Annotated in this window: 18 protein-coding genes and 3 tRNA genes; 4 read left to right on the forward strand and 17 right to left on the reverse strand. The window is 41.0% G+C overall.

Annotated features, from left to right (window positions below; genetic code table 11):
• Positions 1-29: 29 nt before the first annotated feature.
• The 3 genes from DW125_RS05505 to DW125_RS05515 are packed head-to-tail and all read right to left on the reverse strand — an operon-like array spanning position 30 to position 5,367.
• On the reverse strand, positions 30-800 hold the full coding sequence (locus DW125_RS05505) for a hypothetical protein (RefSeq protein WP_117537333.1): 771 nt from the start codon (positions 798-800) through the stop codon (positions 30-32).
• Entirely contained in the window at positions 775-2,058 is a 1,284-nt protein-coding gene (locus DW125_RS05510; protein ID WP_021860727.1) for a DUF5716 family protein, read from the reverse strand. Before DW125_RS05510 ends, DW125_RS05505 begins: the two co-directional genes overlap by 26 nt.
• Positions 2,059-2,076: 18 nt before the next feature.
• On the reverse strand, positions 2,077-5,367 hold the full coding sequence (locus DW125_RS05515; protein WP_117537334.1) for a DUF5717 family protein: 3,291 nt from the start codon (positions 5,365-5,367) through the stop codon (positions 2,077-2,079).
• A 128-nt stretch (positions 5,368-5,495) separates the two neighbouring features.
• Here DW125_RS05515 and DW125_RS05520 point away from each other — a divergent pair, with 128 nt between their 5' ends.
• Positions 5,496-6,584, forward strand: coding sequence for a pyridoxal phosphate-dependent aminotransferase (locus DW125_RS05520; protein WP_117537335.1), 1,089 nt, complete (start codon positions 5,496-5,498; stop codon positions 6,582-6,584).
• A gap of 29 nt (positions 6,585-6,613) precedes the next feature.
• Here DW125_RS05520 and DW125_RS05525 read toward each other — a convergent pair whose 3' ends face one another.
• The 3 genes from DW125_RS05525 to DW125_RS05535 form a co-directional block, all read right to left on the reverse strand.
• Positions 6,614-7,624, reverse strand: a complete 1,011-nt coding sequence (locus DW125_RS05525) for a GNAT family N-acetyltransferase (RefSeq protein ID WP_117537336.1) — start codon at positions 7,622-7,624, stop codon at positions 6,614-6,616.
• Between the two features lie 86 nt (positions 7,625-7,710).
• Positions 7,711-8,259 (reverse strand): 2-C-methyl-D-erythritol 2,4-cyclodiphosphate synthase, encoded by a 549-nt coding sequence (ispF, locus tag DW125_RS05530; protein ID WP_021860731.1) that lies wholly within the window; start codon positions 8,257-8,259, stop codon positions 7,711-7,713.
• A 30-nt stretch (positions 8,260-8,289) separates the two neighbouring features.
• Positions 8,290-8,676 carry a hypothetical protein gene (locus DW125_RS05535; RefSeq protein WP_117537337.1) on the reverse strand — a complete coding sequence of 129 codons (387 nt, stop codon included), beginning with the start codon at positions 8,674-8,676 and terminating at the stop codon, positions 8,290-8,292.
• Positions 8,677-8,882: 206 nt separating this feature from the next.
• On the opposite strand from DW125_RS05535, the gene DW125_RS05540 reads away from it, so the two are divergent.
• The 3 genes from DW125_RS05540 (at position 8,883) to DW125_RS05550 (ending at position 9,199) form a co-directional block, all read left to right on the forward strand.
• Positions 8,883-8,955: transfer RNA gene (locus DW125_RS05540), tRNA-Val, on the forward strand.
• A 23-nt stretch (positions 8,956-8,978) separates the two neighbouring features.
• Positions 8,979-9,052: transfer RNA gene (locus DW125_RS05545), tRNA-Met, on the forward strand.
• Positions 9,053-9,125: 73 nt separating this feature from the next.
• Positions 9,126-9,199: transfer RNA gene (locus tag DW125_RS05550), tRNA-Met, on the forward strand.
• A 348-nt stretch (positions 9,200-9,547) separates the two neighbouring features.
• Here DW125_RS05550 and DW125_RS05555 read toward each other — a convergent pair.
• The 11 genes from DW125_RS05555 to DW125_RS05605 form a co-directional block, all read right to left on the reverse strand.
• A complete protein-coding gene (locus tag DW125_RS05555) occupies positions 9,548-9,880 on the reverse strand; it encodes a hypothetical protein (protein WP_117537338.1) in 333 nt (110 codons plus the stop codon).
• Between the two features lie 38 nt (positions 9,881-9,918).
• Complete coding sequence (locus DW125_RS05560; protein ID WP_158549890.1) at positions 9,919-10,134, reverse strand: ankyrin repeat domain-containing protein; 216 nt, start codon at positions 10,132-10,134, stop codon at positions 9,919-9,921.
• 140 nt (positions 10,135-10,274) lie between these two features.
• Entirely contained in the window at positions 10,275-10,550 is a 276-nt protein-coding gene (locus DW125_RS05565) for a hypothetical protein (protein WP_147323693.1), read from the reverse strand.
• Positions 10,551-11,018: 468 nt separating this feature from the next.
• Positions 11,019-11,774, reverse strand: a complete 756-nt coding sequence (locus DW125_RS05570) for a phospholipase D-like domain-containing protein (protein WP_117537341.1) — start codon at positions 11,772-11,774, stop codon at positions 11,019-11,021.
• Entirely contained in the window at positions 11,771-12,163 is a 393-nt protein-coding gene (locus tag DW125_RS05575) for a (deoxy)nucleoside triphosphate pyrophosphohydrolase (RefSeq protein ID WP_242992896.1), read from the reverse strand. Before DW125_RS05575 ends, DW125_RS05570 begins: the two co-directional genes overlap by 4 nt.
• On the reverse strand, positions 12,163-12,732 hold the full coding sequence (locus DW125_RS05580) for a hypothetical protein (RefSeq protein WP_117537343.1): 570 nt from the start codon (positions 12,730-12,732) through the stop codon (positions 12,163-12,165). Before DW125_RS05580 ends, DW125_RS05575 begins: the two co-directional genes overlap by 1 nt.
• 182 nt (positions 12,733-12,914) lie before the next feature.
• Positions 12,915-14,222 carry a hypothetical protein gene (locus tag DW125_RS05585; protein ID WP_117537344.1) on the reverse strand — a complete coding sequence of 436 codons (1,308 nt, stop codon included), beginning with the start codon at positions 14,220-14,222 and terminating at the stop codon, positions 12,915-12,917.
• A 15-nt stretch (positions 14,223-14,237) separates the two neighbouring features.
• Positions 14,238-21,356, reverse strand: coding sequence for a DNRLRE domain-containing protein (locus DW125_RS05590; protein ID WP_117537345.1), 7,119 nt, complete (start codon positions 21,354-21,356; stop codon positions 14,238-14,240).
• Between the two features lie 15 nt (positions 21,357-21,371).
• Positions 21,372-21,785, reverse strand: a complete 414-nt coding sequence (locus DW125_RS05595) for a hypothetical protein (protein ID WP_117537346.1) — start codon at positions 21,783-21,785, stop codon at positions 21,372-21,374.
• A 65-nt stretch (positions 21,786-21,850) separates the two neighbouring features.
• Entirely contained in the window at positions 21,851-22,639 is a 789-nt protein-coding gene (locus DW125_RS05600) for a DUF4367 domain-containing protein (RefSeq protein WP_158549891.1), read from the reverse strand.
• Complete coding sequence (locus DW125_RS05605) at positions 22,617-23,195, reverse strand: RNA polymerase sigma factor (RefSeq protein WP_117537348.1); 579 nt, start codon at positions 23,193-23,195, stop codon at positions 22,617-22,619. Before DW125_RS05605 ends, DW125_RS05600 begins: the two co-directional genes overlap by 23 nt.
• Positions 23,196-23,197 lie beyond the last annotated feature (2 nt).

The raw sequence follows: 23,197 nt of genomic DNA on the forward strand, positions 1-23,197 counted from the left end.
TAAATTGCTCTGTTATAGTATCATATTCTTTATTTCTTGTCAATCCCACGATATCGGCGTTTTCGGTATTCAATTTCTTTTCCTTCTTCGCCAATCTCAATATCGGCACGGATATCTGCTCTTTTTTCTTTTAATTCCGCATCAATACCAAGATATCTGGAATTGCCTGACAACATCTTTGTATACTCTTCCTCCGGAAGCGCATGATAGTTGCAGTAAAGATACGCTTTTAACACATCTTCGTTCTCCTGCAGTTTGTAAGATTCTTCATACGCCTGTGCCGCTTCCTCATACAAAAAAAGTCTGCCGTATGCACTTCCCAGACAACCATACACTTTTGCATAAAACGGCTTTCCTACCGAATCATCCCGCTTACCATCAATGATCGTCCGGTAAACAAGAATCGCATCTGCGTATTCTCCGTTTTTCATCAGGCTGTCCGCTTTCAGCTTGAATCTCTCCACTTCTCTCTGATCCTGCAGCTTTTCCAGAATACTCTGTATCTTTATAATCTCCGAAGATGCATACATTGTTGACTGCTGCAATATCTTAAGAATAAAATCTTCTTCCGTGCAATGGTTATCCAGCTCTTCCTGCAGCGCATCTGCAAGCTCATACATCTGCAGCTCCGTCCTGATCCACTCACACAGCTGTCTGTTGATCAGTGTATAGTCGATCAGATAGAGATTATTACAGATGAAATAACACAGCTCCTCTAATGTATAGATCCTGATATGGCCTCTGGCAATCACATATGGTTGTCTGGCATGTTTTTTATGACATAGAATTAAACTGCCCATTGATTCCTCCTAAATGTATAACCTTTTCCACCTGAAAATCCGAAGCTTCAAAAAATTCTCCAAAGCCAACATCCTTGAATGTCATCTTACAGGTTCTTTCATCCAGAAACATCACTTCGATCCGCAGGCGGAGCGAATAATCTCTCCGCTCTTTCAGACCATCCAGAGATACTTTTTCTACCTGGAGTTCATCTCCGGCAAGAGTCTCCACATGAATCTCAATATCAGATGTATCTTCCAGGATTACCTCCCATTGTCCATCTGCTTCATACCAGTGTGTTCCCCAAGCAACGACCGGATACCATCCTTCTTTGCCACCAATGCGCATACGCAGACTGATCTGTTCTGTCATGCGTGTGTCATCCAGATATACCGGTCCTTCATTATAATTGCGATATTTTCGCATGGAAGTGTAGCAGGCACCTTTACTGTACAGATTATCACCCACAAATGCACGTCTTCCGTTGCAGAGCACTTTCAATGAATTCGGATACCATTTATTTTCAAATGCCGCCCCGGTCAGGTACACAGACGATACGACCTTTTTCTCAAACACATTCTGGATAAACAGCCGGAAACTTTCATCCGCGCTCTTCGCTTTTTCCCTATTCAGCACAGGGTAAATCGCTTCCATCTCCTGGATCTGCGCACTTGCGACTTCATCTACCGTCACAAACATATCACGGTTCTGACCATTTGCCACATTCATCCTCCGGAGCATATACGCTCTGATCGTCTGTCCATCGCAGAAAAACATCGCTGATTCATACTGCCACAACTCTTTTGGCTGATAAAACATATAGTGGCAGAATCCTTCTTTGTAATCCTGCACGTAAATATTCTCCTTGTCTACGCCAAGATGCCTGCCGATTCCTTTGAGCATCTTAGACATATCAATATTCGTATATGGCGTAGAAAATGTAATAAACCGGATATCTTCAAAATCCTCCAGTGTAAGTCCTACGAATTTTGCCAGAAGCCAGACTGCATCGTGGACTTTACTTCCAATCCGCACTTTCTTACGCTGCACTGCTTTGCCGAACAGATCTGACACCACGCAGGACGGATTCTTCTGTTCCAGCAGTTCTGCTTCCTTTCCATATACCCATTGTTCTTTTATATAACCTAATTTCAGAGGGATCAGCGACTGTCCCTGTGCATACTCAAACGTCTGCGGTTCGTCGCTTTTCTCATCGTAATAACTGATCTGACAGGTATTTTCATTCAGATCATAGCCAATAATACTGCCTCTTCTCACGTTATTTCTTCCTCTCTGTTATTCATACATCCTAAAAAGACTGTCTGCCATCTTCTCTTCCTCTTCAAAATCCATGATCGCTTTTCTCTGGTTCGCAGGGGACATAGAAAGCATTGCATTCAGTTTTCCGTATTTGCCGGTCTTCACTGTATGCGCATTCGTCAGCACTTTCTTCTCCGTTGTTGTGATTTCATTTCCAATTGTATCCTGGAAATAATAATGCAGTTCTTCATCTTCATACAACACGAACTGTTTTACATAAATATTCTCATATGCCGGGAGCAGATTCTCCGTCTTATATCCAAGTGTCTCTTTCCCACCTTTGCGGATCTTGTAAAACAGCTTCACCTTATGTCCCGGCTCCGCACGGTATGCCAACATAGTACGATCATACAACTGAAGCTCTGTCAGCCACTGCGCCCGGTACTTCATATAGAACGGAAAGATCAGCTGCTTTTCCGTCAGTCTCCGAAGTTCTCTGTGCAGAACTTCTTCCAGTTCATCCGGATATTTTCTGCCGGCATAGTACTTAAGTAGCGCAATCTTGCAGATATCCGGCAGCGTTTCCTTCTTCTCACACTCGTTAGCAATGATCTCAAAAACACTGGATTTCGTATCTCTGCCATTTATTACATACTCTCTTGACGCATACGTCAGGTATGCCTGTTTCAGTCGAAAATATACATTATCAGACAGATAATAATCTTCAAAAATAGCTTCCTCATCAAACATATCTTCTGAAAATAACATCTGCGTAATGATCCGTTCACTGATCTTGCCGGATGCAACCTGATATTCCCGCAGCACTTTCCAGAGCCGCTTCATATCTGCAGTTGCACCACAGTAATAATTTGCCAGATAAGTCAGCGTTGCTTTGTCATACTGATGTCTGCGGAACATCTCAAAACACAGATACGTCAGGAAATCATCTTCTTCGTAATTCTCTTCCCGGATTCTTCTGCTGCAAATGCAGAACACATCTTTATCTTCAAAATAGCTTAAGCCTTTAACATAAATATTTTCAAAAGTCGGAGTCTCTTTCTCCTCGCTGTCTTTCCATTTGCCGACAGATGCACCATATTTCTTGCAGATTTCCAGAAATCTCGGTTCATAGAACAGACGCTTTGTCTCATATGGAATAGAATCCGTATAATAACGTCCCTCTATCGACTCCCAGATGATCCTTGCTTCTTTGTCATACAGATAGACAATCACCGGCTCATCTTCGGTATATGGGACACGTTGTCTGATCTCTCCATTCTTCTCAATGACAAGCACGCAGTTCATATGTGGCACTTTCGTTGAGATCGAATATGCGTAGCAGACATCGCGCATTGCTTCCATATGCTCGGAATCCATATCTTCAGTACAGAAATGCTTATATAAAATACGAAGATATTCTGTGATATGTCGCTTTCTGAGCTGATCCATCGCAAATGTCTTCATCTGCTCTTTGTATCCTTCATACAGTTCTTCACTGTCTGCTTCATAAGTCAGAAGATTAGCGTAAAGAAATGCAGCCTTCTCGTATCCGAGTGTATTTCCATGCATAAAATACAGGAAAACAGACTTCGGAAGCGGTCCGTTTACACTGGATGGATCCAAAGTATTCATATAATACTCATATAACTGGGCAATCTTAAGCTCGGAATCTACTGCTTCCTGATACCAGTGAAAATATTTTTTCTGATTCTTATTTCCCTTGATCAGAAGGATACAGATCGTATTGAGTATCATCGGATCTTTATAAACCTTATAAATCCGCTCTAAAATGCGGAATAACAAATCACTGTAGGACTTATGCTGACTTGCAAAATTCGCCACATATAATGCCAGTTCCTTCGTCATCAGCCGATATTTGGTTGCAAAATTCAACACCTGTAATTCAAATTTGCCAAGCTTTTTCAGAAGTGTCGGCTTCGCCTGATAGCACAAATAAGCTTCCAGATAGAACATAACACCATGTGTTTCAAACTCAAACTGCTGTTCCAGCACTTCCAGTCTCTTGTATGGATTCTTGTATCTTCCGTCTATCTGTAAAATCATATAGAGAAGCAGCCAGGAATCCTGATGGCGCATATAGGTCTTGCCAATCTCATCCAGTACACGCTCCATATGGCTGTCATTCTCACGGATCAGCGCCGTCAGGAACAGGTAATAACAGTTTGTGATCGGATCCTTTCCGATTGCGAAACGGTTATAGTTATAATTCTCCAAAATCCATTTTGCTTCTTCAAACTTCTTACCAATAATATAAACATGTGCCTGCAGAAGCTGGTAAATCTCACTCATCGGCTTAATTCTGCGGATAGCGGCAACATTTTCAATCGCATTCTCCACCCATGTATCCAGCTCGATGCGTCCTGCCATATAACCGATATATTCTTTTAAAGACTGCGCATATAACAGTTCCGGTACATAATGTTCCTCATCATATTCCTGATTCTGTAATACTTCAATCTCGTAGGACAATGCCTCATACGGAGTAATGAACCGGATTGTTCCATAATTTCTTCCGCCATGCAAATATTCCGGACGTACCAGATATTCCATCTCATAACTGTTTCCGACAAAATCTTCTGTTGTCAGATCCGGCTTGGTAACACGTAAAAACGCTCCTTCTGTCTCAATATGGATCGGCATGAAGCCCCATGTGTTCTTTACGATCGTAATCGTTCCTTTATTCGGTTCTTTGATATCTTCAAAGAGCATTCCTTCTCCCTGCAGCGTCAGGAAAATACATTCCTTCTGCTTAATACCGACAAGGAACTCTTCCATTGCCTGTTCGCCGAGCGACCATTTTCGCATATTATCATAGAGATAAAACGTCCGCTCATTCTCATATTTGACAATCTCGTAAAATTCTCTGGAGCGGAACAGTCTTCCTGCTTCCGAGAAATCCTTGATCGCAAGCTTCCTGAAATCATCTGTACTCTGTACTTTACCATAAGTTGTCATAACATATGGCTTTTCGATGATCGCTGTAAAAGCAAGCTCATATTCACCTCCGGAACATACGACCGTGATCTTACCGCGTTCTACATGTCCCGGTTTTAATCCCTTCCCATCATAAGTAAATTCAATCCTAGATGTGACTCCGTCAAATCCCTGATCTTTAAAATGGATACGAAAAGAAGACGGATATAATATTCCCCGTATCTTTCTGTCATTATTACTTTTTATTAAGAAACTCCCTCTATATACTTCTCCCTCGCCGATAATCATGACCAGATTCGTCTCTTCGAACACAACTTCCGGCTGTTCTACGCTGAAGTCTCCTTTAGAAAATCTTTGTATCTTATTTTTCAAGACTTACACCTGCATCTTTCGTTGCTTTTTGTAAAAAACATACTATAATGAATTATAGCATTGTTTGTTTGGTAATTGCAATGCTGTAAGAATAAAATCTAAGGATAACCCCGGAAAGGAACATAGATATGGATAAAAAACCTGAATTTCACGGAAGCGATCTGGAGCAGATCGAAGCCTATTATCATATTCCGAAAGAAGAAATCGTCTCTTTCGGTGCAAATGTAAACCCGCTTGGATTGTCCGAGCAGTTAAAGAAAGATCTGGCTTCGCATCTGGATGTGATCACACGTTACCCGGACCGTGATTATAGATCTCTGAAAAAAGCAATCAGCAAATACACCGGTGTATCTGCCGATCATATTGTTATAGGAAACGGATCGACAGAGCTGATCTCACTTCTTATTTCCACACGCACCCCGAAAAAGGCACTGGTACTTGGACCTACTTATTCTGAATATGCCAGAGAATTATCTTTAAATGGTGGTTCCATGGATTTTTATAATCTGAAAAAGGAACAGGATTTCCAATTAGATATTGATGACTTTATAACGACGTTAAAAACAGACTATCAGCTTGCGATCATCTGCAATCCGAATAACCCGACTTCTTCTGCGCTCACAACAAGTGAGATGGAACGTATCCTCGCAGCCTGCCGGGAATACGGAATCTTTGTTATGATCGATGAAACTTATGTAGAATTTGCACCGGATATTGAAGCAGTCAGCGCAGTCAGTCTTATTCCAAAATACGATAATTTCATGATCATCCGCGGCGTCTCCAAATTCTATGCCGCCCCGGGGCTTCGTTTCGGATATGGTATGACAAGCAATGAGGCTTTCTTAAAAGATCTGCTTCTCTACCAGAATCCATGGAGTCTGAACAGTATTGCCGCATATGCCGGTGAGCGCATGTTTTCCGATACTGATTATTATAAGAAAACCCGCGAACTGATCTGTTCCGAACGCACATACATGTTTGATGAACTCAAGAAAAATCCGAACTTCAAACCATACAAAGCCTATGCAAACTTTATTCTTGTTGAGATTTTGAAAGAGGGCGTTACTTCCTTTGATGTATTTGAAAAAGCAATCAAAAACCGGCTCATGATCCGGGATTGCTCCTCTTTTGAATCATTAGCCGGTGAATTTTTCCGTTTCTGTATCATGAATCCTGCCGATAACCGACGTCTTCTTGATATATTAAACCAGATTTAAGTACTTTTCTTTTATTTTCCGGTTAAGCATTATACAACTTCATTTAAGTATATTTGGGAAAGAGGGATGATTTTTTTCATTTCCTCTTTCATTCTTTCGGTCATATGGACGCCATCTTCCTCACAAAGTTCTTCCACTGTCTTTGCACCAAATACAAAGCTTGTAAGTGCCGCAATCGGGATCTCCCCTTCGGAATTTTCCGGTTTGCCATCCATCAGCATTGCCCCGGAAATCTCTGTTCCGGTGAGCACCAGTGTGCGGTTATTCTCTTCAATGGCAGAATCGGTTACTGTAAAACATACGCATAACAGTTCCTGCAATCTGAGCGACATCAACATCCGGCGTACATCAACAATCCTTGTCATAATCTTCGGGGTCTCATCTTCATCCTCATCCGGGAACCAGATCCTGCAATCCTCAATCCCCGTTTCATTCTGAAACAGCATCAGTTTTCCACCGTCACTGTCACATTCCCGCATTAACCTTAGGTAGTATGCGCCGTCACGTTTCACATATACATCTTTATCTGCCGCAAGCTTTTCATTTGCCCACTCGGCAAGTGTATCGCAATCTTCTTCCGTAAGCGGGCGAATACAAATGCCTGCCGCTTCTTTCTTCGCCGCATCCGCTAAATTATATACTCTGCGTTTCTGTTCATAAACCGTCCGGAAATCATGTGGTGTATAGATTGCTTCTGCTGCCGGCATCAGGAATGTAAAATTCTCTCCTGATGCATACATATCCTGAAGTGCCCTCCTTAACAGCGCCGCCATAAACCCACGTCCGCGATACTCTTTTCTTGTCGCTACTGCAACGATGTAATGCGCCTGTTTTTCCACACCATTTACCATTAACGTATATGGATTCAGATGCAGCATTGCGCAGATCTCACCATCTTCTTCCACTACATATATATCATTATCTCTCGTTTTTTCTGAAAAATAATAATCCACAAATCCTTTGCTGTCCTCCGTAAATACTTCCTCATACAATGGACGCACTTTGTTATGCTCTTCCTGACTTAACTTACGAATCTCCATTCTTCTTCCAGTCCTTTATATTTCATATAATAATATAGTAATTTCCCAACTCAACTATAATACTTGCATCTTGTTCCTGCCCGCCTTTACTTTCCCACATTCGGGCAGCCACCACATCCTGCGCAGCCGCCAGTCTGCGGACCGACCTGGTAACTGTAATTAGCAATCGTATCCAGTGATGCGATAGCCTGTGAGGAGATTCCTTCACCTGTTCCGGTAAATCCAAGTCCTTCTTCTGTAGTTGCTTTAATATTTACCTGATCTACATCAATGTGAAGTGCTTCTGCCACATTTTTACGCATCTGCTCAATATGAGGTGCCATCTTCGGTCTCTGCGCAATAATGGTTGCATCAATGTTACCGATGACATATAATTTCTCGTCGATCAGCTTTCCAACATGTTTCAGGAGTTCAATACTGGACGCTCCTTTATATGCCGGATCTGTATCCGGGAAATGTTTTCCGATATCACCAAGAGCTGCCGCTCCCAGAAGTGCATCCATAATCGCATGCAGCAGCACATCCGCATCCGAATGTCCCAGAAGCCCCTTCTCATAAGGGATCTCTACTCCTCCAAGAATCAGTTTGCGGTTCTCTGTCAGTTTATGAACATCATATCCCATTCCAACTCTCATACTGTTATTTCCTTTCCCAGAATATATTTCTTATTCTGTAACATTATTGTGATCTGTATTCTCTTCCTGTTTTTTGGCTTCACTGTGATCTGCTTCCACCGGTTCATCACTCTTCTGTGTATCTGTATTGCCTAACAACTTGTCCCGGTTCAGTTTACCGTCTTCATCCACATCGCTCTCTAATAATTCCTCGCGGTCCAGCTCTTCTCCGTCATTTTCCACATACTCATGCTTCACTGCCATCACGACTGCCTTCGCACACCATACGATTCCAAGTACCGCAAATGCCACACCCAGTACCAGATAAAGCGTTGCATTCTCTGGCCTGTTTGTCATCGTCTTCTTTATCAGATCAATTCCCAGATATCCAAGATATCCCCCTACAATAATTCGAAAAAATACGCGACCTTTTGTCATTTCATGTCCTCCTGCCTGTGTTTTATTAGTGTCTGCCGATTTTATAACTTCTATAAAACTTCTTATAATTCGCATAAATCGGCTGTTTTTCGCACATCTGAGCATATTATATCACATACTTACAATTTTTTGCAAAAAAAGTGTTGACATTTCCTCACTTTTGATTGTATAATAACGAAGTCGGTTTGAGAGAACCGGGTAAATATGGGATCATAGCTCAGCTGGGAGAGCATCTGCCTTACAAGCAGAGGGTCATAGGTTCGAGCCCTATTGGTCCCATACTTATAAAAATATTTCTTTATGGCGGGATAGCTCAGTTGGCTAGAGCACACGGTTCATACCCGTGGTGTCGCTGGTTCAAATCCAGTTCCCGCTATTTTAAAAAGACTTGTTCTTGCAAGTCTTTTTACATCCGTAATATTAACAGTACTTACGGGCAATATTTTCATGGCGGGATAGCTCAGTTGGCTAGAGCACACGGTTCATACCCGTGGTGTCGCTGGTTCAAATCCAGTTCCCGCTACTTTAAAAAGACTTGCAATTGCAAGTCTTTTTTCAATTCATATCCGGAATATATTCCATTTATTTATCTTTTTATTCTAGTCTGCTTCTTTCGGATCATGAGTTTCATATATTCAGAAATTACCCTGCTGTCTCATTTGCATTATACTAATACACTAAAACACGTCCAGGCCCAGTTTCACTTTAAGTGTTGTAAACCATCCATATGCATTCCACTTATCATATTTGATAGTAGCTTTTGATTCTATTAGCTGATTTGATTTATTGGTCCATTTGATGATAATAGGTATTTCCGTTTTTTCTTCCGCACCGCTTTCCGCTTCTATAAAATCATATACTTTTTTCCCTTTTAATATATTTTTTCTGCTGGCGTTTCTAAATCATCAGCTATATACATTTTTGTAGTTGCTTTATCAAATGAACCATATTCTTTTGTTAAAACTGTAATCTCTTTTGGCATATGATTTTCTTTTGGAATTATGTAGCCTCGCACAAATCCTAATGAATCTGGAATTAAATATATTTTCCACACTTTATCATCACTCACTGATTCTGCATAATCACTTTTCATAACCGCAGAATTTAAATAAATAGGAAAAATATTAAAAAATATAATTAAAATCAAATAGAATATAAATATTATTCCAACTATTATACATATCCATTTCTTTTTTCCTTTCATTACTTCATTCAACTTCCTTTGTGTTCACCCCAAACACCCTACTTCAAAAAATCAACATCTGAAAAAAACTGATTTTTCTTCGCAATGTCATATGCCGTATTCCCATCACCGTCCTTCTTGTTCACATCCGCTCCGTGCTTCACCAGATACTTTGCAATATCTTCGCTTGTGCACTCTGCCGCCACATGCAGAACGGTATGTTTTACTGCTGACTCGGCATCATCATCCGGCGAAATCTCTGTCAACACTTTCATATTCTTCTCTTTTGCATATCTTTCCCCACTTTGCATAAAATGATGTTATATATATAATAACGTTTGTTGCTCTTGTTTTGTTACAGAAAAGCTTAAAAAATCCGAAAGAATTTCTTAATTTTGGTCGAAATAGAAGAATTTTATTTTATAATTCCCCTTGTTTTTTTATTTTCAACTTTCACTCCTGCAAAATCTGTTGGATAAATACCTTTATGGCTTTTGTTATCTTTTATTATTACCGGTCGGAAATATTTTTTATTTGCCCATAATTTTTTCCCATTGCAAAATTTTAATATGTATTTATCCGATGTCTCTACCATACTCTCTAAATTATCTTTTTCAAATTTTCTTCCTTTTGTCTTGCAACCGCAATAGCATATTATTTCATTATCCTCAATTTTAATTTGATAAATCATACGCGCATGCATTCGTCCAACACACACTATGACACTTAGCACTGCTGCAATAAAAACATACAAGAAGATTTGTTCTTCCAGTGTAATGTCGGTTATATAATTCATTGACACATAAAGTGTTACTATAACAAAAAACAACAAATAATTTCAAATATTTTATCAAAAATCAGAAACCATCGTGCGTTATTTATACATTCTTTTTTCATATCTGTATCTTCCTCCCAAAAACTGCTTACTATAAATATAGCGGTAAACATTGCCTTACTATAATTCATCCCCCGCAGAAACACTATATTCTGCATTAAATGTGCGCAACTATACCGCATTTGGTATTCTGTGGGGTATTACCCTATCTTTTTGGCAAAAGTAAAATATAAAATTCAGTATTTATGCTGCGTAGCACCACTTTCGCACATAAGTGTTCAACTATTATTTTACTCCTAGTTCAATTTCAAAGGGGTATCTATCTTAAAAATCCAATTTTGAATTTGCTATTTTCCTCATTTTCACAAACTCCTCTGCAAATTTTCTCGCGGTATCTCTATTATGATCTATGTCCCAATTTTCTTTATTATAATTTGCTGCGTTTGTAAAATTAAACGTTCCATGCATTGCTACATCCAAATCAATTACACAGAACTTTCTATGCATAATATTTTTATATCTGGATTCTATATCCACACGATATGTTTCAAAGTCATCTTCCAATTTAAATGGAGCACTATCATTTACCTCGTTATCATCAATAATAATTTTTATATCCAGCCCCTTCTGCTTCTTTTTTAGCAATTCGTGGTATATTACCGGATTCGTAAACCAAGCCATCACTATCCAGATCAAAAATTTTGCATCCCTAATTTCTTCTACAATTCTTTTTTGTATATCTTCAAACAAAATTTCTTGGCTCACATCTTCATATTCCGTATTCAAAATACCTGGTCGAAAAAAGATGCCCCAATACTCATAATCGTCATTCGGCGGATAAATCTCTCTACATTTACTATCAATATAATCCTTATATTTTTTTATTTCTTGCAATTTTTCAGGAATAATACTAATAATTATGTGCTCTTTTCTGTGATCCGGAAGATGATATGTAAACTCATATTCTTCCTGAAAAGAAATCGTCGAAATTTTTAACAACTCGATAATTTTATCTTTATCTTCATTGTCCTCTATCTGAATTGTATCTATCAGTAATTTTTTATACTGTTTTTCTGTCATTCACCTTCCTCCATTCTCATACCTATTTTTTCAATCAACGCCAAATCTGCTGGCAACCATTGAACTGAATCCAGCTCATCTTTCCTTAACCACTTAGCAGCTTCTGCTTCCTTCAGTACCAGCTCTCCGGTTATTGTCTCACACCAAAAACAATCCATAGAAAGATGGAAGTTCGGATAATCGTATTCAATGGTGTCTATCAAATCATACACTTCGATATCTGTATCTAATTCTTCCCTTATTTCACGTTTGAGCGCCTGCTCTGGCGTTTCTCCTTCTTCTATCTTTCCACCAGGAAATTCCCGTTGTCCTTTGAACTCCCCATATCCTCTAGCTGTAGCAAATATCTTACTCTTTTCCTGTATGGAATCACAGATAACTGCTGCCACTACTCTAAGTCCTGGTAAGCGGATGCTGTTCCGGTTACTTTCCGTTCTGCATAGATCACATTGTCTTCCAGCCCGGACAGGTTCTGAATCAGCTTCTCTCCGGTGTCTGCTCCGGTTGTGTAGGATACCATGCCGTCCTCGTAGAAGTAGTTCGTCACTTCTCCGGCTTCTTTCTTCTGGATGCGCTGTCCGTCTCCATTGTACAGGTTTTCCTGTGTCAGGCTGACCGTCTCGTTGCCGGATGTACCGCTCTTCTTCGTTACAGTTGCAGTACTTAAGCGGTTTTCTACATCATAAGTATTCTCTACGCTGTCTCCCGTCTCCTTATCGGTCTCTTTGATCTGGTTTCCATTGACGTCATACTCATAAGAAATGTCATTCTTTACGGTATCGCCTTTCGTTGTTTTTACCCTTAAGAGCTGGTTCAGACCATTGTAGGTGTACGCTGTCTCCTCTTCACCTTTGACTTTCTTTGTGCGGTTTCCTGCGGAATCGTAGCTGTAAGTCGTGGTGGTCTTTTCCTCATTCTTCTTATGGTCAGTCACAACACTCTTCATCAGTCTTCCCATTGTCTGGTATCATTTCTCATCCAACCACGTCCGAATAATTAATCCCACATATGCAGTAACAAACAATAGTTCCCTTTCGTGACATATAATATTAAAGTTTTTAGAAACAGCAGGGAAATTCTGTTTCATATATTCAGAAATTGCCCTGCTGTTTCTCTTTAACTATCGTACAGTTCTGTAAATCAAATCTCTATCGCATCTAACAGCTTCATATCTCCATTTTGCTGCCGCACAAACACAAAGACAATATTTCCACAAGTCTGTACCGTATATTCTTCATTCCGCTTATAGCCGTTCACTTTGCTTTCTTTGATACATTTATCATCTTTCACCTGATAACGTTTTACAGTTCCTTTGCAAAATGTCGAATAATAGTTATCTGATACTGCAAGCACCTGCTCTTTGTCTTTGATTACTTTATGTGAAATCTTTCCTGTTGATAAATCAATCCCGGCAAATCCACTGCCTTCAAATTCTGCTAAAGAACCTGTTCGGTTCACGCCACGTCCATCATCTCCATAAGATATAAATCTCACAAGGGCAGTATTTTTCTTTACATCTGCCGACACGATGCTGTACTTGTCCGTAATACAATTTGCATAATCTTTCCATTTGTTTTCTCCGGATATTTTCAGCAAATCATCACGGACATATAAATCTTTGCCATCATAATTAACTACCATATTCTCTGTTAATACAAGCCGTTTTTCATGTTTGTCTACAAATGCAACTCCAGCGATTTTACCGGTTATGTTCAACGCTTTCTCTTTGTCCATCCATTGCACTTTGCTGTCCGACCGGTCAACAATAAGCCATAAATCCGGTAATTCCACTGCCCGGTATTCTTCTAACATCTTATTCCCATCTGCCGAATAGTCTGTTGTCTGATCTAAAATTTCCGAAGACATTTTGCCCGGTCTTGCCACATCGTCCAGATCAAAACTATACACATACCGTATTCCTTTTAAATCTTTCACATAGCAATACAGATTCTTCTGTCCTGTATAAAGCCATATCTCCGATATACCCTGACTGATTTTCCTTTTCTGAAGAAGTTTTCCCGCTTTGTCATATTGCAGCACTCCGTCGGCTACTGCGCAGTATACATATTTTTCAGACACGGAAAAATTACGGCACTCATTTGGCACAGTCACAATGTGTTTCTTATCTTCCAGAGAAAATATCTTTTTACCTTCACGATAATAATGATTCTTTCCATCAAATGCCGCTAACTCCGTACCTTCATTTTCCAGAATATCTACTTCTATACCTAGTTCTCCTGAAACTGCTTTTTCACTGATTTGTGTCATCGTAAAGCCAGACAGACTTTTTACAATTAAATTAATTGCAATAATATTAGTCACAAAGAATACTGCCCAAATTTTCCAATTTTCTTTTCCTTTTTTCTTTATATAGCGTATCAATGCAAATATGCTTAAGATAATATATAAAACACCTATAAAAAATAATATCATTCTTTCATAATTCATAAGACACCACCTAGTTTATGTTGCTGCAAATCCATTTTTATATTTAAACCCATTTTTCTTTAAGAAATCTTCAGTACTTTTAGCTGGTACTGTTTGATATTGATTACTAAACACATTATAAGCAACAATTTTTTTACTATTAATTCTTTCAATAGACACATAATGCGAATCTGTCGGATGTTTATATAATATAACCCCGGTTTTTCCTTTTTTTAGTGCTTTATCAAATTTTTTAACTGTACCACATTTTTTTGTTGATATATAGTGCTTTAGTCCTGCATTAACAGTACTGTCCCTAATTCCCAAAATTCCCAATGATATCATATAGTAATCAAATTCTGTCACTAATTTCAAAAAGTTTTGAGCCTTATTTTTTGTAATTAATGTATTATGTACTGCAATAATACCGCATCCATTTCTTTTAACATTTGTAGATCTAAATTTTACATGTCCCAATTTTGGTTGGTAATTTATATATCCCTTTGTATTAGCTTTATATTTTTTTCCTTTATCTGCTCGGCAATTCCCCCTATAATTTGTTATAGCAGCAATCGCTTTTCCATCCCCATCTATAGATTTTTTTCTTATTTCAGAAAATCCCAACCACTTATGTCCACTCGGATCTACATAATTGATCGGATTATTCTTGCAGTATGCATACAGATGTAAGGTGTCTGGATCATTTACTTCTCCCCGGTAGGTATCTTCTGTCAGGAATCTTCCATTCTCCGGATCGTAGTATCTTGCATTCAGGTAATAGAGTCCGGTGTTTTCATCGTAGATGCCGCCTGTGTAGCAGATTTCATTTTTTAAAGCACTGCTTCCGTGGATACTGGTCTCTCCGAAGTCATCATACTCGTAGGAAAGTTCGCCTTTTGTATCCTTGTTCAGGATGCTGGAAGTGCTGCCCTGGATATCTTTCGTATACAGGAAGTCCTGGTAAGCGGATGCTGTTCCGTCTTTTCCGGTTACTTTCTGTTCTGCATAGATCACGTTGTCTTCCAGTCCGGACAGGTTCTGGATCCGTTTCTCTCCGGTGTCTGCTCCGGTTGTATAGGATACCATGCCGTCTTCGTAGAAGTAGTTTGTGACTTCTCCGGCTTCCTTCTTCTGGATGCGCTGTCCGTCTCCATTGTACAGGTTTTCCTGTGTCAGGCTGACCGTCTCGTCGCCGGATGTACCGCTCTTCTTCTTCGTTACAGTTGCCGTACTTAAGCGGTTTTCTACATCATAAGTATTCTCTACGCTATCTCCTGTCTCTTTATCGGTCTCTTTGATCTGGTTTCCGTTGACATCGTACTCATAAGAAATGTCATTCTTTACGGTATCGCCTTTGGTTGTCTTTGCCTTTAGGAGCTGGTTCAGACCATTGTAGGTATACGCCGTCTCTTCTTCACCTTTGACTTTCTTTGTACGGTTTCCTGCGGAATCGTAGCTGTAAGTCGTGGTGGTCTTTTCCTCATTCTTCTTATGGTCAGTCGCAACACTCTTCACCAGTCTTCTCAGTGCATTGTACGTGTATTCTGTCGTCTTATCGGTATGGTCTTTTTCCTCTTTGGCGGTACTGTTCTTCTCGGTCTTCTTCACGATGTTGTTATTCTTATCGTAAGAATAAGTATAGGCTTCCAGAACAGTCGATCCACTCTTATAGGTCATAGAAGATACACGGTCCAATGCATCATACTCATAGAACCTTGCCACATAGCTTTCGTTCTTATCTCTATAATCAGTAAAGTCAACGATCGTAAACAGTTTTCCTCGTTCGTTATAGCGGTATTTGCGGATCAGTTTTTCCTCGTCACTGCCTTTGATCTTTGCTTTGATAGCGATCAGATACTGGTTCTTGTCATACGCATAGTGCAGGCTTTCCACTCTTCCGTCTTCTGCCAGCGCATAAGTAACTTCCGTGATCTTATCTTCCGTATCATAGCTGTAAGAGATCTTGTGTTTTGCGATCTGTGCATCAGTCGGCTCTGCTTCCTGTGAGACTTCTGCTGTCCAAGCAGTTCTTCCAAATCCATCATAACCGGTATATGTATAGCGGTATGCTTTCCTCTCACTGCCAGACTTCTTCGCATCCGTCATCTTTGTAAGACGGTACTGGTCGTCATACTGATAGTTTGTCTGCAATGTCTGGGTTCCGTCTGCCTGATAGTATTTCGATACGGTCTTCAGATTTCTTGCATCATAAGTATCTTCCCGGTAGTCTCCATTTTCATAAGTAACCTTTGTCTGGTTTCCACGGCTGTCATAGCTGTAAGCGGTTGCAATGCTTTCGTCTTCCTTCTCGCCCTGATCCTGACTGCTCTTTATGAGACCTGCCGCATCCGTGACTTCGATACTCTTTCTTCCGCCTGCATCGGTAACGGTTGTCTTATTCTTCTGGTTCTCTGTGTCCGTTTCATAGGAGGCTTTGGTTACAACAGCGCCATCTTTGCCTGCGTTCTGTGTCACTTCTGTCACACGGTCAGAAGCATCATAGGAATATGCGGTTGCTGTTCCCATAGCATCGGTTTCTTTTGCGACATTTCCTTTTGTGTCATAAGACTGTTTGGTAACCAGACTGTCCTCACTGACCTGATAGGCTTCCCCGGATACACCCGGATTCACGATGGTTGCAAAGTTTCTGCCCTCTTCATCATAGAGTGCAAGTGTCACTTTTCCTTCTGCTGCGTCCGCACCGGTTCCATTCTCATATGCAACGACCTGATTGCCGGAGGCATCATAAGTGTAATCCGTATACAGACCGTTTGCTTTCTCTCTTACCACATTACCGGAAGCATCGGTATACGTCTCGGATGCTGTTGTTCCACTTGGATAGCTTTCCTTCTGGATCGATGCGTTCTTAACCGTTCTGGTTCCTCTGCCATCCTGTACCGTAACATCCCCATAAGAATAGGCTGTAGTGTAAGTAAGGGATGTACCCTTTGTAACCGTTCTCTTTACCACACGGTTCAGGGAATCATATACATAATCTGTCTTTACTCCATCGGTTCCAGTCTCGGAAACAACCGTTCCGTTGGCATCATAAGAGGATATCGTCGTCTGGCTTTTTCCATTCAGAGTGCTGACAGACTTGATCTGTCTTCCCAGTTCATCATAGGTATATTCGGTTACTTCTCCGGTATCCGGATCTGCCTTCTTTGTCACGCGCCCCATGACGTCGTAAGTATTCTTTTCCTGGCTTTCTACGTCTCCACTGGTGGTTGCAGATTCCGTTGCATTTCCGGAAAGGTCGTACTTGGAGGTCGTTTTGGAGGTCTCAATCCCGGCTACTGTAGTTGTGGATTCTAAGACATTTCCATCTCCATCGTAAGTATTCTCTGTTATGCTCTTATTGGAAGGATCGCCACTTTCCTCTTCTTTCTTCAGGTTTCCGGTCTTATTGTAGGTATAACTTTCCTTGCTGATGACGGTTTCCCCTTTGGTCACAACTTCTGTCTTCGGCTGGTCTTCTGTCCACTCACTGGTCGTGTCATAGGTGTACTCTGTTTTCGTTCCGTCTTCTTCCATCTCACTGATGATATTTTCCTGTTCATCATAGTTGGTCTCAGTAGCAGACTCTTTCGTCTTCCACTCGACTTTTCCGTTGTTCAGTTCTTCGTATCCCATCTGCTTCGTTGTCTTTGTCACAAGATATGGATTCTTTGCATAGCCATAAGTATACGTTGTTACGCTTCCATCGGCTTCGGTCTCTTTTGTGACTTTTCCGCTCTTTGTGTCATACTCCCGGCTGTTCGTGCGGACTTCTGTCCCGTCAGAAGCTTTCTTTGTTATGGTTGTCTTTCCACCTGCATATCCCCAGTTTTCTTTCTCTCCGTTCGGGTAAGTTACTGCGGATACTTTTTCACCATTATAAGTGATCGTATATTTCTGCACCTTGCCATCCGTCACACTATTCAGGTGATCGCTGTCATAGCCATAAGCATAAGAAACCAGTGCTTTGCCATCCTTACCGCAATGGCTCATTTCCGTTAATCTTCCATTACTGTAAGTATAGCAGAGTTTTGTTCCGTCTGGAAGTGTGATCTCTTCCAGAAGTCCGGAATCTTTCTGGTAACTCAGTTCCATTGTCTTTAACGCATCCGAAGATACCCGTTTCAGTCTTCCATCTGCAGAATACTCATAGAGAAGGAACGTGCCATCCGGATCAAGCGCCGCTACCAGTTGTCCTTCTTTATTGAAACGGTAGAGGACGCCCTTCTTGTCTTTGATCGTATAGGCATGTTTGCGGTTCTTTACGATATTTTCTTCTGCGATTGTTTCTTTATAAGAGTAACTCATCTCCCCAATCTGGGTACTCTTTACACTGGCTGCGGTATCACCGGAAGGTGTTTTTACACTTCCATCATTCAATGTCAGATCTTTCGTTTCTTTACAGACATAAGTATCCCCACTCTTCTCGAAATGATAGATGCTTCCGTCACTGTCCAGATAGTACATCGTGCCATCTTCACCTTTAATCAGTTCTTTATGCAGGGTATCACTCCATCCGGTTCCTAACATTCCAGTAAGAAGCGACTGGCTGTTATAAGTTCTCGCCATTTCAAATGTCAACTGACTTGCCGGAAGTGTTGCATCTTCCTGACTGTAAGTAAGATTTCCGCTCTGGTCTTCCACGGTTCCGTTTCCGGTCGGTGTCTGGAAACTCTGGTATCCCAGATAGTCCTGGCTTCCGGTATGTTTTTCAAACTCTTCCGGCGCGGTTCCTGTTCCGCTTAAGACAGTATCAATCAGTTCCTGCTCTTCGATCTCACCGGAGGAATCTGCACGGACAGCTTCTACTTTATAATACCATTTCTCATCCTTTGCACTTTCCAGATCGATCCAGTAACCTTTGAACACTTTCTTACAGACCATGTTTTCTTCATCCGGTGTAAAGCCCTTTTCTGTTCCTCTGTAGATCCGGTAATACACCGTGTCATTTAACACTTTATCGGTCTCCCAGGAGATCAGGTTCTTGCCATAGTCTTTCCGCAGGGTGAGGGTTCCGTCTTTCGGAAGATAACCGTCAAATCCGGCTGTATTATCTTTATAATAATAGTCCAGCACTTCTTCTTTGACATTGCCTGCTTTGTCCACTGCACGGACAGCGATCTTATGCTGTCCATTTCCGGTGATCGTGCCTGCCGGAAGTTCCACACTTCCACTGGTTCCGGTTCCCAGCTTCTTCCATGCGCCATCGTCGATCTTGTATTCCATCTGTTTGAGGTTTGCATCAGATACACCTGACCACTGGATCGTCGGATTCTGCACATCGGTCGGTTCTTCTTTTGTTGTCGCCGGTGTCAGTACTATTTTATTCATTGTCGGCGCCGTTCCATCGATCACAAATCTTGCACCTGCTCCAGGTCCTGCAAGGTTTCCTTTGTCTACACCACGGATACCGATCTTATAGCTGCCTTCTTTCCAGCCGGTACTCGCTGCGATCGTTGCCGAGCCGCTTCCGCTGGTTCCCAGTTTGGTACTGGAAGAATACGGAACTAATTCACTGACATCTTCCAGAGTTGTTGGATTCAATGTTACAATCTTGTACTGGACATAGGATAATCCTTTGGACGTGATCCCTGCCCAGTTTGCTTTGATCGCTGTTCCCGGTTTTACATAAGACGGTGTTACGGATACGGAAGTTGCCTTGGTCGGTTTATCATAATAAGTAACAACCATTTTCGGGCGGAGACTGGTCGTGCTGTTTCTGGAACCTACAAACTCCGCATACTTTCCGGTCTCATCCGCGCCTTTTAACATCACGCCGTAATTGACAATCGAATCATTGGCAAGCCCTCTGGCAAAAGAAGTCAAATCTAACGTTCTGGCGGTCTTTGCTTTTCCAGTTGTCTTCACCGTGCTGTATAAAGTATTGTATCCCGGACGTTTGTTCCAGGTCACCTTGGAACGCTCCCATGCTTCTTTTACCCGGTATGCCTGTACCGTCTGCCCTTTCGTACTGTTCCCGGTCTCATACATTGTCAAGATGGCACTGTCTACATAGTTGCCTTTGATCTTGGATTTCATATCTTTGAAAGCAAGGTAGGTCCGGTAGATTCCTTTGGATGCTTTTCCTGCATTCATCACCGTTACACCACTGGTGTAAAAGTTGTAATCTTTATAGGTAGAACCGCTTAAGATATACACGTCCCCAAGATCCGTGTTGCCTGTCCACTTGATCGTCGGATCGATCACAACCGGATACTGACGGTCTTTGTCTTTCAGATAAGACCAGTCTGCGGTCACTGTTACACAATAGGTGTCTTCCCCTGCTTCCTCTACTTTGGTTGTCAGTTCTTCGCTGTATGCCTTCCCAATGGCATCGTTCATATTCGGAGCACCGACCGAACCAACAATCTCGTCGCTTTCTTTATCGTAGAGAGTCAGCCCTTCATCCACCGGATTTTTTCTAAGCTTCAAGCCTTTTAATTTCAATGTATAAGAAAACGTATTTTCTTTCGGACACTTGGCAAGCCGAATCTCTTCCTTGATCCCGGACTCACCGGAAGTATATGCATAAGTGACCGGTTCCGAGGTGTCATAAGCTGCTGTCAGCGGAACTTCTTCCGTCTCTTCATATCCGTTCGTGAAGTCCTCCTTCTCTACTTCAACAGCTTTGCTTTTCATGTCCGGACTGAGCGCAACACTGTAGCCGTCCTTTTCCATCAAAAGTGGCGTCGTATCCGACAGCTTCTCCGGAAAGTACTGTTTGGCATCCCCTTCTTCGTTCTCGTATGCATAGCCCTTCAGACTTTCCTTGTTCTCACTCTTCGCACTGTCCACTTTTACCAGTGACGGGTCATAATCAATGAGCTTCCCCGACTCATCTTTATACCGCACCGGTTCCTGATAGAATACGGATACTTTCTTACCATTCCCGATCTGGAACGTGGTGGAAGTCTCGGTATTCTCTTTCTTCACAGCATCCTCTTCTGTCACACCTTTTAATTCTTTTGGGCGTTCTACACTGTCATCCGCACCGGAAGCTGCTTCGGTCTGTGACGGATTCTCCGCTGTCTGTGCCGGTTCAGCAGCCAGTGATTCCAGTGATACGGAGGTGACGGATAGTGCCGCTATTAATGTAGTTGCTGTGATTCGTTTCCAATTTGAATAATATTTTTCTTTTCGCTTTTTGCTTTTTTTCATAAGCTTTTTACCTCTTTATCTTTTTACAGAACTACTGTTTTTAGTAACTGTTTCATTTCCAACTTTGAAAGTTGTCCTTACACGATATGTTCCAGTTGCAATTGTGTAGTTTTTACTCAAGCTATATGTTTTACCAGTTGTTGAACCAGTCCATTCTTTTAATGTCTTCCATTCCCCAGATAAATACTTTTGTAATTTCATTGTAACTTTAATAGATTGTGAACTTTTACTGTTTACACTGCTTTTACATGTAGCTTCTTTTCCCGATATCGATAAATTACAATCGCATTTCGATACATTTACATACGCAAGCTCTATATCCTCCTTTCCATTCACTTGCGTTTCTGCTGCATAGGACACTGGCGTAGCCACCACCAATCCCGTGCTCAAAATTAATCCTCCGAGTAACATTTTCATTCTTTGGTACATAAAAAAGTACCTCCTTTCTGCTTTTACTATAAGTAACAATCGAAAGAGGTACTTCGTGACACTTTTTATTTAATTTTTTTATTTTTTTCTAAAATACTTATGAGATTATCAATATTTTCATGTCCAGAAAGATAATATACATATCCATCGTTAACATATATCAGATGATTCCAGCCTCCCGTATCCTTAATCCAATATCCTTGTTTATTCTTTACATCTATTTTTTCCATTCTTTCTCCATTTGATGAAATAGTTGGATTAAAAAATTGTATTGCTGTCTGTTCATAGAAAAGTGAATAATCCTCTTCATTTACATAATCAGCCGAATACATTAAAAATGTTTCATCCGTCTCCTCATTCTCCAACACATACCCCTCCGGCACATACTCCAGCTTCTGTGGCTTAAATTCTTTGATTTCTTCTTCCTGTCCCTTGATCTCGCTTTGCACTTTCTCAAAGCTGATGTCTGTATGATCCGAAAAACATTTTTCAATCAGTTGGTAGATACCTTCACGAATCGGCTCTATTGCAAATACTGTCATACTCATACCGACCATCAGAAGAACGACTATCAAAAATAACCTCGGGCGAAGACGTGGTACGCGTGTTGATACGAATTGCCTCCGATTATCCGTTTCCGTTATTGGATATGTATATACCCTATATCTGTCCACAGGTTCTTCTGCCTTTTTTCTCTTCATCTTCCTGTATAATCGCCGCATGCGTATCTGATGACGAATTGAGAAATGATGCTTCGCATCTTTTGTAAATTCTTCATAATAAGCACCTTCCCGCTCGCATGCCTGCTTCACTGCTTCTCGTAACAGTTCGTCACTGATTCTGTTCATTTCCATCTGTGATTCCCCTTTCGCGCAATTGTTTTTCCAGTTTTTGTCTGGAACGGGCAGCGATCTGGCGCACATTTTCTTCGGATAACTCCACGATCTTTGCTATCTCTACGAACGTCATATCCATATAATAGTGTAGATAAAGGATCTGCCGCTTTGGATAAGGCAGTTCCAGAATCAGCTCCTGCAATATGGTCGTTACATCTTTATAAAGATATGCGTCTTCCGGACTTTCCTGCTGTTCACATGGATAATTCCTGTAGTCCTGCTCCCGGGCTTCCCGTTCAGAACGTTTTCCTTTTCTTTGATAGATGTTAAATGCTCTGCTCTTAACTATAGTAACAATGTAACTCCATGTTTCGTGACAGTTTATTTTCTTAATTTTTTCTAAATTATCTATGATAGCAATAATACTGTCGTGTACTGCGTCTTCTGCGTCGTGTCTGTTGTGCAGGATCTGATATGCAACTTTGTACATCTTTTTGCTGTACAGAGCATATAATTGTTCAAATTTTTCTTTGTCTTCCTGCGTATCAAGCAGGTTTAAGTATACTTGTAGCATGC

The sequence above is a fragment of the Dorea sp. AM10-31 genome, from assembly GCF_003435815.1.
GTDB classification, from domain to species: Bacteria; Bacillota; Clostridia; order Lachnospirales; family Lachnospiraceae; genus Dorea_D; species Dorea_D hominis.